This window comes from Burkholderia sp. 28_3, from assembly GCF_003253915.1.
GTDB lineage: Bacteria > Pseudomonadota > Gammaproteobacteria > Burkholderiales > Burkholderiaceae > Burkholderia > Burkholderia cenocepacia.
The window spans coordinates 1-12,362 of record NZ_QKZF01000026.1 but is presented as its reverse complement, the minus strand read 5'-3'; the positions used below and the strand labels follow the sequence as shown (position 1 = coordinate 12,362).

Annotated in this window: 14 protein-coding genes; all 14 read left to right on the top strand. The window is 66.0% G+C overall.

Annotated elements, in window-relative coordinates:
- Positions 1-79 precede the first annotated feature (79 nt).
- The 14 genes from DFS13_RS33955 to DFS13_RS33890 all read left to right on the top strand — a co-directional run bounded on the left by DFS13_RS33955 (position 80) and on the right by DFS13_RS33890 (position 12,167).
- Positions 80-463 (top strand): RAQPRD family integrative conjugative element protein, encoded by a 384-nt coding sequence (locus DFS13_RS33955; protein WP_009459674.1) that lies wholly within the window; start codon positions 80-82, stop codon positions 461-463.
- A complete protein-coding gene (locus tag DFS13_RS33950) occupies positions 460-693 on the top strand; it encodes a TIGR03758 family integrating conjugative element protein (protein WP_009459672.1) in 234 nt (77 codons plus the stop codon). The genes DFS13_RS33955 and DFS13_RS33950 overlap by 4 nt, the downstream gene beginning before the upstream one ends.
- Positions 694-709: 16 nt before the next feature.
- Positions 710-1,069, top strand: coding sequence for a TIGR03745 family integrating conjugative element membrane protein (locus DFS13_RS33945; RefSeq protein ID WP_009459670.1), 360 nt, complete (start codon positions 710-712; stop codon positions 1,067-1,069).
- 11 nt (positions 1,070-1,080) lie between these two features.
- Positions 1,081-1,479, top strand: coding sequence for a TIGR03750 family conjugal transfer protein (locus tag DFS13_RS33940; RefSeq protein WP_009459668.1), 399 nt, complete (start codon positions 1,081-1,083; stop codon positions 1,477-1,479).
- Positions 1,476-2,165 carry a PFL_4703 family integrating conjugative element protein gene (locus tag DFS13_RS33935; RefSeq protein WP_009459666.1) on the top strand — a complete coding sequence of 230 codons (690 nt, stop codon included), beginning with the start codon at positions 1,476-1,478 and terminating at the stop codon, positions 2,163-2,165. Before DFS13_RS33940 ends, DFS13_RS33935 begins: the two co-directional genes overlap by 4 nt.
- Complete coding sequence (locus DFS13_RS33930; protein ID WP_009459665.1) at positions 2,162-3,067, top strand: TIGR03749 family integrating conjugative element protein; 906 nt, start codon at positions 2,162-2,164, stop codon at positions 3,065-3,067. The genes DFS13_RS33935 and DFS13_RS33930 overlap by 4 nt, the downstream gene beginning before the upstream one ends.
- The gene (locus tag DFS13_RS33925; protein WP_009459664.1) at positions 3,057-4,475 is read left to right on the top strand and encodes a TIGR03752 family integrating conjugative element protein; all 1,419 of its coding nucleotides are present in this window, start codon (positions 3,057-3,059) and stop codon (positions 4,473-4,475) included. Before DFS13_RS33930 ends, DFS13_RS33925 begins: the two co-directional genes overlap by 11 nt.
- Positions 4,456-4,896, top strand: a complete 441-nt coding sequence (locus DFS13_RS33920; RefSeq protein ID WP_009459662.1) for a TIGR03751 family conjugal transfer lipoprotein — start codon at positions 4,456-4,458, stop codon at positions 4,894-4,896. Before DFS13_RS33925 ends, DFS13_RS33920 begins: the two co-directional genes overlap by 20 nt.
- A complete protein-coding gene (locus DFS13_RS33915) occupies positions 4,896-7,763 on the top strand; it encodes a conjugative transfer ATPase (protein WP_019726341.1) in 2,868 nt (955 codons plus the stop codon). The genes DFS13_RS33920 and DFS13_RS33915 overlap by 1 nt, the downstream gene beginning before the upstream one ends.
- A gap of 13 nt (positions 7,764-7,776) precedes the next feature.
- Positions 7,777-8,541, top strand: a complete 765-nt coding sequence (locus DFS13_RS33910) for a DsbA family protein (protein ID WP_009459652.1) — start codon at positions 7,777-7,779, stop codon at positions 8,539-8,541.
- A 175-nt stretch (positions 8,542-8,716) separates the two neighbouring features.
- Complete coding sequence (gene radC / locus DFS13_RS33905) at positions 8,717-9,211, top strand: DNA repair protein RadC (protein WP_009459650.1); 495 nt, start codon at positions 8,717-8,719, stop codon at positions 9,209-9,211.
- 161 nt (positions 9,212-9,372) lie between these two features.
- Positions 9,373-9,819 carry a TIGR03757 family integrating conjugative element protein gene (locus DFS13_RS33900; RefSeq protein ID WP_009459649.1) on the top strand — a complete coding sequence of 149 codons (447 nt, stop codon included), beginning with the start codon at positions 9,373-9,375 and terminating at the stop codon, positions 9,817-9,819.
- Positions 9,816-10,763: a TIGR03756 family integrating conjugative element protein gene (locus DFS13_RS33895; RefSeq protein ID WP_019726343.1), complete on the top strand. Its 948-nt coding sequence runs from the start codon at positions 9,816-9,818 to the stop codon at positions 10,761-10,763. Before DFS13_RS33900 ends, DFS13_RS33895 begins: the two co-directional genes overlap by 4 nt.
- Before the next feature lie 9 nt (positions 10,764-10,772).
- A complete protein-coding gene (locus DFS13_RS33890; protein ID WP_009459646.1) occupies positions 10,773-12,167 on the top strand; it encodes an integrating conjugative element protein in 1,395 nt (464 codons plus the stop codon).
- The last annotated feature ends 195 nt before the right edge of the window (positions 12,168-12,362 follow it).

The window sequence follows — 12,362 nt, the reverse complement described above, 5'->3', positions numbered from 1 at the left end:
GCAGGTTCCTATTGTTTGCGGCCTGAAACAGCCCCGATCTCCACGATCTAGCCATTGCTGATCACACAGGAATGGCGCGATGTTGGCTCCGATCTGGCTGCGCGCCGCGCATCGCGGCGTGCCCACTTTTCTCGTGACGGCCCTTGTACTGGGTCAGTCCTCGATGGCGTTGGCCGAGTCCCCGGCGCAGCGTCAGGAGTTGGTCGCAGCGCTGCGCCAGCTCGACGCGCTGGAGCGCACCGTCGCCGACAGCGCTACGCATGCCCCCATCCAGCCGGGCGAGCGCTACCACTTCGATTACCCGAGGCTGCTGGCTGACCTGGCGCGCGTGCGCGCCGGCATCCAGGCCCATCTCACACCGTCGCGCGCCCAGCCGCGCGACGCCTCCGAACTGATCGGCGACTACCGCACGGAGCGGGTCGTCCCGCCATCACCGCCGACGACCACGGAGGGCAAGCCATGAACGGCGCCCAGGTCTCGGCATTTCAAGCCAACAGCGGCATCGCGCCTTCAGCGATGGCGACCGTCCTGGTCGGCGTCGTGTTCGCGGTCCTGCTCGTCTGGGGCGTCTGGGCCATGCGAACGGCCTACGTGGGGTGGTCCGAAAGCCGCCTCAACCAGCGCCAGTTCCTCGGCGTCTGCATCCGATTCGTCGCGATGTACCTCGTCCTGACTTTCTTCCTCCTCTCCTGACCTGAAAGGCATGACCATGCAAAACTGCATCCTCACTTCCCGTCTTGCCCAGCGCGCCACCGTGGCCCTGGGCACCGCAGCGCTGCCCGCCCTGTCGTTCGCGCAGGGTCTGCCGCAGTTGGAGAACCCGACCCGCGGCACAGGCAACGGCATCATGGAAACGATCCGCAACTACGGCTACGACATCATCATGCTCGTGGCTCTGCTGGTGGTGGCGTCCATGTTCATCGGCGTGTGCTACCACGCCTACGGGACCTACGCGGAAATCCACACAGGCCGCAAGACGTGGGGCCAGTTCGGCCTCACGGTCGCCATCGGCGCCGTCTTGCTCGTGATCGGCATCTGGCTGCTCACCGAAGCCACCGGCATCCTGTAAGCGAGGCCGGTATGTCCGAGCAGCAGCACGTCCGTGCGGACGGGACGGTCACGTTCCTTCCGCACCGGCTCAATCGACATCCCGTTGTGGTGCGCGGTCTCACCGCCGACGAGTTGTGGATCTGCTGCGGCCTGTCCGGCGCCGCCGGTCTGCTGGTCGGCGCACCGCTGTCGTGGGTGTTCCGCACGATCGCGCTAGCACCCACGTTCGTCGTCCTGGGCGTGGCCTTCGGCGTGTTCATCGGCGGCGGCATTCTTCGCCGCCTCAAGCGCGGGCGTCCCGACACCTGGCTGTATCGGCAACTGCAATGGCGCATTGCCACACGCCATCCGCTGATGGCGGGCTGGGTAGGCGGCCATGTGCTGATCTCGCGCTCCGGCTTCTGGACCACCCGAAGGAGCGCACGATGAGCCGCTTCAAGAACGAGATCACCCACCTGCAGGCGCACATCAAGACGCTTCGCCTGGGTGCTGGCGCCCTGATCATCGTCGCCCTGGTCATGGGTGGCGGCTGGTGGAGCGCTCCCCGCGATCTGACCATCCACGTTCCGCCTGACCTGCGCTCCGGCAGTACCAGGAAGTGGTGGGAAGTGCCGCCCGAATCGGTCTATGCGTTCACGTTCTACGTGTTCCAGACGCTCAACCGCTGGCCGACGAATGGCGAAGAGGACTACGCGCGCAACCTCCACACGCTCTCGCCGTACCTCACCCCATCCTGCCAGGCCTTCCTGCGCGCGGACTACGACTACCGCCGCAGCACGGGCGAGTTGCGCCAGCGCGTGCGCGGCATCTACGAAATCCCCGGCCGCGGCTACGGCGACGACCCCACGGCCCGCGTGCGCGTGGTTTCCGACCGCGACTGGGTAGTGACGCTGGACATCACCGCCGACGAGTACTACGGCGCCGAGCAAGTCAAGCGCGCTCTGGTGCGCTATCCCGTGAAGGTCACGCGGGTGGACGTCGATCCTGCCCGCAACCCGTTCGGCCTGGCGCTCGACTGCTATGAGGGCGCGCCCCAGCGCATCAGCACGCCGGAGCCGACGCGCCCGGCGTCTGGTGGCCTGTCTCCGCAAGCGCCCCAAGGAGAAACCCCATGAAGCATCCTGTACTCACGCTGCTGGGGCTGTTGGCCGTGGCCGCGGCTCCTGCTGTCCAGGCGGTGGAGATCCTGCGCTGGGAACGTATGCCGTTGGCGGTGCCGCTGAAGGTCGGCCAGGAGCGTATCGTGTTCATCGACCGCAACGTCCGCGTGGGCGTACCCTCGGGCGTCGGCGAGCGCCTACGGGTGCAGAGCGCGGGCGGCGCGGTGTACCTGCGCGCCAGCGAGCCGATCGAGCCCACGCGGCTGCAATTGCAGGACGCCGACACGGGCGCGCTGATCCTGCTGGACATTGCGGCGGAGCCAGCCAAGGACGGCGAAGCCGAGCTGGAACCAGTGCGCATCGTCGAGGGCAACAGCACCCCGGCGCGCTATGGCGATCAGCCCGGCGATGACAACGAAGCTCCGGCGCGCGCCCAGGACCAGGCAGGTGCGCGGGCGGCGCGACGCGAGACCCCGGTGCCGGTTGTCCTGACGCGCTTCGCCGCGCAGAACCTCTACGCTCCGCTGCGCACTGTGGAGCCGTTGCCCGGCGTCATGCGGGTGAACCTGCGTCGTGACCTCGACCTCGGCACGCTGATGCCGACGCTGCCCGTGCGCGCGGTCGCGCTCGCGTCGTGGCGTCTGGAAGACCAGTGGGTCACTGCCGTGCGACTGACCAACAACAGCAGCGGCTGGATCACTCTCGATCCGCGCATCCTGCAAGGCGATTTCCTCACCGCCACCTTCCAACACGAGGCACTTGGCCCGCGTGGCACGCCCGAGGACACGACCGTCCTGTACCTGGTGACGCGCGGGCGCGGCCTGGCGCAATCGCTGCTACCGGCGATCAACCGCTTCGACCCGGCCGTGCATCTCCCGCAACCGGAAGACCGCAAGGAGGCCCGCCATGCGCAGTAATGGACTCCTGAAGTGGCTGATGGTCCCGGTTGCCTTGCTGGTGCTGTTCGTTGCCATCCGGCTGTTCTCGGGTGGCAGCAGTTCGGCGCCACCGGCCGCGGATGCCGGTGCCAAGCTCACGCCAGCGGAAATGAAGGCGTTGGGCATCGAGGGCGATACCCCGCGCGACACCGTGGCGACGCTCGTTGCCCAAGTGAAGCAGTTGCGCACCGAGCTTCAGACCGCGCTCTCGGACAACAAATCCCAGCGCGAAGAAAACCAGCGACTGCGCCAGCGCGAGAACTCCATTGATCAGCGCATCAATTCGGCCCTCGACTCCGAGCGTACCAACCTGCGTCGCGACCAAGAGCAGGCAGCCAGCGCGCGCCAGCAGACCGAAGGGTTGCTTGCCGACCTGCAGCGGCGTCTGGACAGTATCGGCGGACGTGGCGGCGGCCATGCCGACCTGCCGGTGGGTCTGGGGCTGCGCGACGGCGACGAGGCCGGCATGGAAGGCGGCGTGCGATGGGTCGAACCCGACGATGCGAGGAAGGCCGAGGGGCGGAACAGCAGTCGTGGCACGGGTAGCGGCATGAGCTTCCCGACGAGCTTCGGCCCCGCGCAGAGCACGTTGGAAACCACGGCGGAAACCGTGGCGAACGCGGGCGCACGCGCAGCAGGCGTCAAGAGCGCCAAGGCGGTCTATACCGTACCGACCAATTCGACGCTGATGGGGTCGGTGGCGATGACGGCGCTGATCGGCCGCGTGCCGATCGACGGAACCGTTAACGATCCATACCCCTTCAAGGTGTTGGTCGGACCGGACAACCTGACCGCCAATGGCATCGACATTCCCGACGTGGCCGGTGCCGTGTTCAGCGGCACCGCATCGGGAGATTGGACGCTCTCGTGCGTGCGCGGCCAGGTGCGCAGCATCACCTTCGTCTTCCACGACGGCACGATCCGCACCATCCCCGAAGACCGCGACGGCAACCAGCAGAACAACCAGCAGCGAGACGGCCTGGGCTGGATCAGCGACCCATACGGCATTCCCTGCGTCAGCGGGGAGCGGCGCAGCAACGCCCAGCAGTACCTCGGCTCGCAAGCCCTGATTACCGCCGCCGGTGCCGGCGTCGCTTCGCTGATCGACAGCGACAGCGGCCAGATGTCCTACGTCGGCGCCGACGGCTCCATCGGGAGCGTCGGCATCTCGGGCAATGAAGCCGTGGGCCGCATCCTGGCCGGTGGCGTGCGCGACATGGCCGACTGGGTGAACAAGCTATACGGCCAGGCCTTCGCCGCCGTCTATGTCCAGCCCGGCGCGAAGGTCGCCGTCCACCTCGAAAAGCCGCTTGCCATCGACTTCGATCCCGAAGGCCGCAAGGTCGATCACCGCGCAGGAGAAAGCCATGCTCTCGAACTTGAATAAGGGCCTGGCGCTGGCCCTCGCCGTCGCGGTGCTCGGCGGCTGTGCCACCAGCAAGGAAAAGCTGCTCCCGCACGGCGACAGCACGATGATGGACATCTGGCAGCAGAACGCCGGCGACGGCAGCGGTGGCGCCGGCCAGGTGGCGCGCAGGCAATTGCTCGATGCACGCCAGAGCCTGCGCCGGCCGCTGACCGAGGCCGACGTGGAGGCCGCGCCCGCCGAACAGATGCGCTACACGCGCACGGCGCGAAACGAGGTCTATCGCCAGTTCCACCGCCTCCCGAACCCCGATCTTGTCATGTATGTGTACCCGCACCTGGCGGGTACCGACCCCGTGCCTGTTCCGGGCTACACGACAGTCTTCCCCCTGTACCAGCGCGTGCAGTACGCCATGCCGGGCGAGCGCGTGGAGGACTACTGATGCGCTGGAAACTCCCTTGGCCGAAGCTGGCTGCATCCGATGGTGGCAATGACGAGCAGCCGGACGGCTGGCAGCGCCACGTCGAGGCGTTGCGCCAAGCCGGCATCGCCGAACCCGGAGCGACGATCCAGGGCCGCAAGCCGGCGACCGTGGCGGACGAGCAGGCGCTGTACGACGTCGCGCAGTCGTTCGCGGAGCTGCTGCCGTGGGTGGAGTTCCTGCCGCCGTCGAAGTCCATGCTGCTGGAGGACGGGCAATCGGTCGCAGCCTTCTACGAGCTGGTCCCGCTGGGCACCGAAGGTCGGGAGCCTGGCTGGCTCGCGCATGCCCGCGATGCGCTCGAAAACGCGCTCCAGGATTCGTTCGATGAGCTGGACGAGAACCCCTGGGTGCTCCAGCTCTACGCCCAGGACGAACCCAGCTTCGACCAGTACATGCAGACCCTGCGCAACTACGTGCAGCCGCGCGCTCGCGGCACAGCCTTCACCGAGTTCTATCTTCGCTTCTTCGGCCACCACCTGCGCGCGGTGGCCAAGCCCGGCGGCCTGTTCGAGGACACGGTGGTCACGCGGTTGCGCTGGCGCGGCCAGACGCGGCGCGTGCGCATGGTGGTCTATCGCCGGGCCACCGGCCAGGCGAACCGCCGTGGCCAGACACCCGAGCAAATGCTGAACATCGTCTGCGATCGCCTTTGCGGCGGCCTGGCGAACGCCGGCATCCAGGCCCGGCGCATGGTCGCGGCCGATGTTCACGACTGGTTGCTGCGGTGGTTCAACCCACGCCCAACGATGCTCGGGCCAAGCGCTGAGAATCGAGAGCGCTTCTATGCGCTGGCCCGCTATCCCGACGAGGTGGAGGAAGGCGAGATCGAGCTGGCGAGTGGTCGGGATTTCAGCCAACGGCTGTTCTTCGGTCAGCCTCGCTCCGATGCCGGGCACGGTACCTGGTACTTCGACGGCATGCCGCACCGTGTGCTGGTCACCGACCGACTACGCATGCCGCCCGGTACGGGACACCTGACTGGCGAAACCCGCAAGGGCGATGCGATCAACACGCTTTTCGATCAGATGCCCGAAGACACCACGATGTGTCTGACCATGGTGGCGACGCCCCAGGACATCCTCGAATCGCACCTGAATCACCTGGCGAAGAAGGCTGTCGGCGAAACACTGGCATCGGAGCAGACGCTCAAGGATGTGCAGGAGGCGCGCTCGCTCATCGGCAGCGCGCACAAGCTCTACCGCGGCACGCTGGCCTTCTATCTGCGCGGGCGCGACGAAGCCGAGCTTGACAGGCGCGGCCTGGACCTCGCCAACGTGATGCTCAACGCGGGGTTGCAGCCCGTGCGCGAGGACGATGAAGTTGCGCCGCTCAACAGCTACCTGCGCTGGCTACCGTGCTGCTACAACCCTGCGCAGGATCGGCGGAACTGGTTCACCCAACTGATGTTCGCCCAGCATGTGGCGAATCTCTCGCCGGCGTGGGGACGCAGCCAGGGTACGGGCCATCCGGGCAACACGTTCTTCAACCGCGGTGGCGGGCCGATCACGTTTGATCCGCTGAACCGCTTGGACAGGCAGATGAACGCCCATCTGTTCCTATTCGGCCCCACCGGCTCGGGCAAGAGCGCAACGCTCAACAACCTCTTGAATCAGGTCACGGCCATCTACCGGCCGCGGCTGTTCATCGTGGAAGCCGGCAACAGCTTCGGCTTGTTCAGCGACTTCGCCAAGCGCCTGGGTCTGACCGTAAACCGGGTCAAGCTGGCTCCTGGCTCAGGCATCAGCCTGGCGCCGTTCGCCGACGCTCGCCGGCTGATCGAAACGCCCAGCAACGTGCAGACGCTTGATGCCGATGCACTGGATGAAGAATTGCCAGCCGATTCCTCGGTCATGGAGGAGGACGAGCAGCGCGACGTGCTGGGTGAACTGGAGATCACGGCACGGCTGATGATCACAGGCGGCGAGGACAAGGAAGAAGCCCGGATGACGCGGGCCGATCGCTCGCTGATCCGCCAGTGCATCCTCGATGCCGCCGAACACTGCGTGGCCGAGAAACGCACGGTGCTCACGCGCGACGTGCGCAACGCGCTGCGCACGCGCGGCCAGGACCCGACGCTGCCCGAGATGCGGCGCGTGCGGCTGCTGGAGATGGCGGACGCGATGGACATGTTCTGCCAAGGCACGGACGGCGAGATGTTCGATCGCGATGGCACGCCGTGGCCCGAGGCCGACATCACGCTGGTGGATCTCGCGACCTATGCCCGGGAGGGCTACAACGCGCAGCTCTCCATCGCCTACATCAGCCTGATCAGCACGGTGAACAACATCGCCGAGCGCGACCAGTACCTGGGCCGTCCGATCATCAATGTGACCGACGAAGGCCACATCATCACGAAGAACCCGCTGCTCGCGCCCTACGTTGTAAAAATTACAAAAATGTGGCGCAAGCTAGGGGCCTGGTTCTGGCTGGCTACACAAAATATCGACGATCTGCCGCGTGCCGCGGAGCCCATGCTCAACATGATTGAGTGGTGGATCTGCCTGTCGATGCCGCCCGATGAGGTCGAGAAGATTGCACGCTTCCGCGAACTCTCGCCCGCGCAGAAAGCGCTGATGCTCTCGGCGCGCAAAGAAGCGGGCAAGTTCACCGAGGGCGTCATCCTTTCCAAGAGCATGGAAGTGCTGTTCCGTGCCGTGCCGCCCAGCCTGTACTTGGCGTTGGCGCAGACCGAACCCGAAGAGAAGGCCGAGCGCTACCAGCTCATGCAGCACTACGGCTGCACCGAACTGGAAGCGGCCTTCAAGGTGGCCGAGAAGATCGACCAGGCGCGCGGCATCGAGTCGCCGGCCTTGGAACTGTCGTAAGACGGAGAACGCCATGGAACAGAAACGTCCTTCCATTCCGATGCAGGTCCAGGCGTTCCGCCGCCGCAACGGGCGGCCCCGCTGGCCCTGGGCATTGGTTGCTGTGCTGGTCGCGCTGCTGCTGATCTGGCTTGTGCCGAGGTCGCCCGGCGAATCCCCGCCGCAGCCGCCCACGCCGGTCAGCATGGCACCGGTGGCCGGGCCGCCCTGGCTAATGGGCAACCCCAAAGGCCGTTTCACGCTGACGCTCTATGCCGACCTGGAGTGCCCGTTCTGCCGGGAATATTTTCCGCAGCTCAAACGGTGGGTGGGCACCAACGCCGACGTGGCGCTGCAATGGCACCACCAGCCGCTAGCCGCGCACGAGCCGGCCGCGTCGGCCGAGGCACGTCTGGCCGAATGCGCAGCCGAAGCTGGCGGGCATGCCGCGTTCTGGCAGGCGGTCGAATGGGTCTATGCCCACACGCGCAGCGACGGCCTGGGCTTGCCGGATGGCTTGCGCTACCCCGAATCGACGCCAGCCATCGAGCAGTGCATGTCAAGCGAAAGGTCCAGTGCCGCTATCCGCGCCCAGGCCGCGGAAGCCACCAAGAGCGGCGTTACCGCCACACCGTCACTGCGTCTGCTTGATCGCGAGACGGGCCAGGCCATCCTGCTGCAGGGACCAATCGAGGGCGACGCCTTGTTGTCTGCCATGGACATGCTGACGGCTGACGGTCCGACCGGCACACCCACATCCGAAATGCCTGCCGACGTCGTCGGCGACATGCCCAGGTAGCCCCGGTCTTCAAGGCTACGGCGCAGTCCGCTGCGCTGACCGCAACCCGTTCGCCTCGCATCCTGGTCGCGAACGATCGCCGCTGCCGCGGTGATGGATGCACCTTGTTCGTTCCCTAGGAGGGCTGGCCCTCCTAGGGCGCGCGCCCTCCGATCTCACCGTCTGGAGGTTCGCCATGTCTTTTGTCGTCAACGACTCCTGCCCGGAGTCGCTTTCCGTCACCGCTGCCCAACACGAGGACTGGATCATCCAGCAAGCCATCGTGCTGCTGGAGAGGCGGGTTTTCAAAGCTGGACCGTGCCTCAGCCGACCGGCCGCTGTGCGGGACTATCTGCGCGTGAAACTGGTCGCTGAACCCAACGAGATATTCGCCGCTGTGTTCCTGGACAGCATGCACCAGGTGCTGGCCTACGAGCCATTGTTCAGGGGCACGATCAACTCGACTTCTGTTTATCCACGTGTCGTCGTACAGCGTGTGCTGGAGTTGAACGCCGCCGCGGTGGTCTTCGCGCACCAGCACCCCTCGGGCATCTCCGAGCCGTCGAGCGCGGATCGTGTGCTGACCCAGCAACTGCAGGCCGCGCTGGCGCTCATCGATGTACGGGTACTGGATCACATCATCGTAGGCCAAGGTTCCCCGTTCTCCTTTGCGGAGTCAGGCCTGCTGTAACGGTCGCATTGCTTCATTGATCCCCGCGGAGGCTTCGGCCTCCGTTTTTTTATGGCGCGGGACAAGCAGGTATGCGGGCAGCCCGCGATGCGCATTGTTTGTTGGGGTGGCATCGGGTTCGCGTTTGACTATGGCCCTGATCAACTTTCGGGGCACGCGACATGCCGGCATCCTTTTCCACGTTCGCGTCGGGCTGGCGAACCCTTGGTCTCGTCGTGGCGCTGCCGGCGTCCCTGGCCGTGTTCAGCCCCGTCGCCTTCGCAGCCGACGTACTGGTCGTCACCGACAGCCACCACCCGGTCAAGACCATGGGCGGCGAGCGGCTGATCGAGCTGGACGAAGCCCGCCGGATTGAAGCGGAGCTTTCTGCGGAACTGCCCGCCGCCCCCGAACAGGCGGCGGCCACCGTCAAGCGTCGGCTGAGCCAAGGCGGCGCCGACCTACAGCGCCGCATCGCTTCCGCATACCAGGGCGTCACCGACGCATGGAGCCTGGGCATCACCAGCATCCCGGCTGTCGTGGTGGATCAGCGCTACGTGGTCTATGGCGAGCCGGATGTGGCCCGCGCTGTCGCGCGCATCGAGCAGCGTCGGAGGACCCAGCCATGACGCGACCATTCGACCTGATGCGCCGCATGCGGGCCGGCGTGGCTTCCTTGCTGCTGCTCAGCGCCACGGGTAGCTACGCCTTGAACACCACCGCCATCGTTGCCTCGGTGGCCTCGCCCGATTGCTTGGAGTACCGGGTGGTAGGTATCTGCTACTGGCTCTACTGCACCTGGGGAGGATGCACGGTGCGCACCTCTGTCAAGGTGCGCCACTACATCCCCGATGCGGTCGTCTCCAGCTACAGCAACACGGGCGAGAACCCGTGGGTCGAAGTCCGGGCGATGAGTACGGCCAATCCGTCCGCCCAAGCGGGGGGCGATGGAACGACGAACGAGGATCACGAAAACAATCTTGCGAAATTCAAGAACGCCGACGTGATCGGCCATCCCGGCGTCGAGGTGTTCAACCAGTTTGTTTCGTCCTCGGGCTACTTCTGCGAGGGCGCAGGAACGGCATTCATGCCGTATCTGCTCAGCACCTTGGACACGCTTGCCTGGCGCTACAACGTGCCCGAGATGGCCTACCCGGAGGCATTGATTCCCGGCATGCGCGAGGTCGGCGCACGCACCACGATGAACCTTTGGGGCAACGTGTATCCCCGCGGCGGCTTCCTGCACCAGACCGACGACCACAAATCGGGGGCCGTGGTGGCCCAGCGTGCGGGAGATATCGTCACTCGCCGGGGGCAGTTGCACGTGTACCAGCCGCTGCTTGCCAACGCCCGCGATGGCTACTGGCCCGCCGGCGCGCTGATGGAGGGTGATGCCTCGACTGGCAAGTGGCAGGAACTCACGCCCGTCCTGTCCTCGTCTTGCACGGTTTTCCCACGCACCGGCTTCCTGACCCAGGCCCAGCAAGGCGACTACGCCTGGGCACTGTGGCGGCCGTATGCCTGCTGCGAACGCCGTGGACAGGTGTTCCTTGGAAGCGTTGATTTCCTTTGAGGTGCCGCGATGAAGCGTTTCGACTCTATGCAGTTCTCCCCTCCGGCTCGTGGCAAGAGGATCTGTTTGGCGCTCACCGGCGCGTTGGTTCTGGCAAGCGGCGTGGCCTGGGGCCAACTGGGCTACCAGACCAGCGGCAACGTCATCGGCGATGACGTCATGTACTCCATCGGCGGCGGCAGCGCCGTTTCGATGGGTCGCGCAGCCGGCATGCGCTCGCTCGGCGTGGGTGTCGGCTGGAACAGCAATCTGATCTGCGGTGACATGAGCATCCAGACCACGTTGAAAAATCAGCTCAACGGCGTGACCAATGGCTTTCAGCAGATCATGTCCTCGGTGATCCAGAGTGCTACGAGTGCTGTGGCCTCCCTGCCGGCGTTGATCATCCAACGGGCTGATCCGGGCCTCTACAACCTGCTCACCAACGGCGTTCTGCAAGCGCGGCTGGATTTCGACCGCTCGAAGCTGACGTGCCGCGCCATGGCCGAAAAGATGGCCGAAACGGCCGGCGGCCAGCTCGGCTGGAGCCAGATGGCAGAGGGGTTGGCACTGCGCGATGCTGTTTCGAGCACGGATGCCGTCTCGGCCGTCGAGCAAGCCGAGACGCGCCGTGGCAACGACGGCGTGCCTTGGGTCGGGGGAAGCAATGCCGGCGGCTCCGGTCAGCCCGCGATCAAGGTGGTCGGCGACGTCACCCGCGCGGGCTACAACCTGGTCAATGGCCGCGGTGTGACCGACACATCGGCAATCGCACCGGCAAGTTGCGCGAGCCTGTCGTGCCAGACCTGGACCACGCCGCAAGCGGCCGTCGAGTGGGCGACGCGGGTGCTCGGCGAGAAGGAGCAGCGCACCTGCGACGCCTGCACCAAGACGGAGACGGTGCCCGGCGTCGGGCTGACGCCGCTGATCCAGGATGAGTACGATGCCAAGCTGCAGGCGCTCCAGGACCTGGTCTCCAAGGCGAAGAACACGACGCCCGAAAACCTGCGCGAGGCCGGCAGCGCGTCGCTGCCCATCACACGCGGAGTGATCGAGGCACTGCGCGACGAGCCGGACCAGCACCTGCTGTCGCAGCGCCTGGCGTCCGAGGTTGCGCTGGCGTCGGTGCTGGAGAAAGCGCTACTGCTGCAACGCACGCTGCTGACCGGCAAGAAAGAGCCCAACGTGGCGGCCAACCAGCTCGCCGTGGAAGCTGTGAACCACGAGAGCGACACGCTCGATCGCGAGATCCGCAACCTCAAGACCGAGCTGGAGCTGCGCCGGGAGCTGGCAAACAATTCGCCCATGGCGATCATCCAGCGCCACGGCACGCGCGCGGCGGGCTCGCGTGGGATCTACGAAGGCGATCCGGTGCCTGACCGCCTCGATCAGTTGCAGAAGGGCAATCCGGGAGGCCGGCCATGAGCCCGATGCGTGCGGCCTGGCTGCGCCCGCGCTGGCTGTTCAGCCGGCGCGCAGCAAAGGCGCTGCTGTGGACGGTGGTACTCGCGGCCGTCGCCGTGTGTGCGGATTTCGGCGATGGTGATCAATCGTTTCGGCGAACGTGATCAGTCTGGAAGGTGGTGTTGCGCGGTCAATGGATTATAGCGACGGTGATCA

Bases quoted from the DNA above. Each gene is read 5' to 3' on its own strand.
- DFS13_RS33915 (WP_019726341.1), top strand. From the start codon at position 4,896: ATGCGCTGGAAACTCCCTTGGCCGAAGCTGGCTGCATCCGATGGTGGC.
- DFS13_RS33925 (WP_009459664.1), top strand. From the start codon at position 3,057: ATGCGCAGTAATGGACTCCTGAAGTGGCTGATGGTCCCGGTTGCCTTG.
- DFS13_RS33955 (WP_009459674.1), top strand. From the start codon at position 80: ATGTTGGCTCCGATCTGGCTGCGCGCCGCGCATCGCGGCGTGCCCACT.
- DFS13_RS33945 (WP_009459670.1), top strand. From the start codon at position 710: ATGCAAAACTGCATCCTCACTTCCCGTCTTGCCCAGCGCGCCACCGTG.
- DFS13_RS33920 (WP_009459662.1), top strand. From the start codon at position 4,456: ATGCTCTCGAACTTGAATAAGGGCCTGGCGCTGGCCCTCGCCGTCGCG.
- DFS13_RS33900 (WP_009459649.1), top strand. From the start codon at position 9,373: ATGCCGGCATCCTTTTCCACGTTCGCGTCGGGCTGGCGAACCCTTGGT.
- DFS13_RS33935 (WP_009459666.1), top strand. From the start codon at position 1,476: ATGAGCCGCTTCAAGAACGAGATCACCCACCTGCAGGCGCACATCAAG.
- DFS13_RS33950 (WP_009459672.1), top strand. From the start codon at position 460: ATGAACGGCGCCCAGGTCTCGGCATTTCAAGCCAACAGCGGCATCGCG.
- DFS13_RS33890 (WP_009459646.1), top strand. From the start codon at position 10,773: ATGAAGCGTTTCGACTCTATGCAGTTCTCCCCTCCGGCTCGTGGCAAG.
- radC (WP_009459650.1), top strand. From the start codon at position 8,717: ATGTCTTTTGTCGTCAACGACTCCTGCCCGGAGTCGCTTTCCGTCACC.
- DFS13_RS33910 (WP_009459652.1), top strand. From the start codon at position 7,777: ATGGAACAGAAACGTCCTTCCATTCCGATGCAGGTCCAGGCGTTCCGC.
- DFS13_RS33940 (WP_009459668.1), top strand. From the start codon at position 1,081: ATGTCCGAGCAGCAGCACGTCCGTGCGGACGGGACGGTCACGTTCCTT.
- DFS13_RS33895 (WP_019726343.1), top strand. From the start codon at position 9,816: ATGACGCGACCATTCGACCTGATGCGCCGCATGCGGGCCGGCGTGGCT.
- DFS13_RS33930 (WP_009459665.1), top strand. From the start codon at position 2,162: ATGAAGCATCCTGTACTCACGCTGCTGGGGCTGTTGGCCGTGGCCGCG.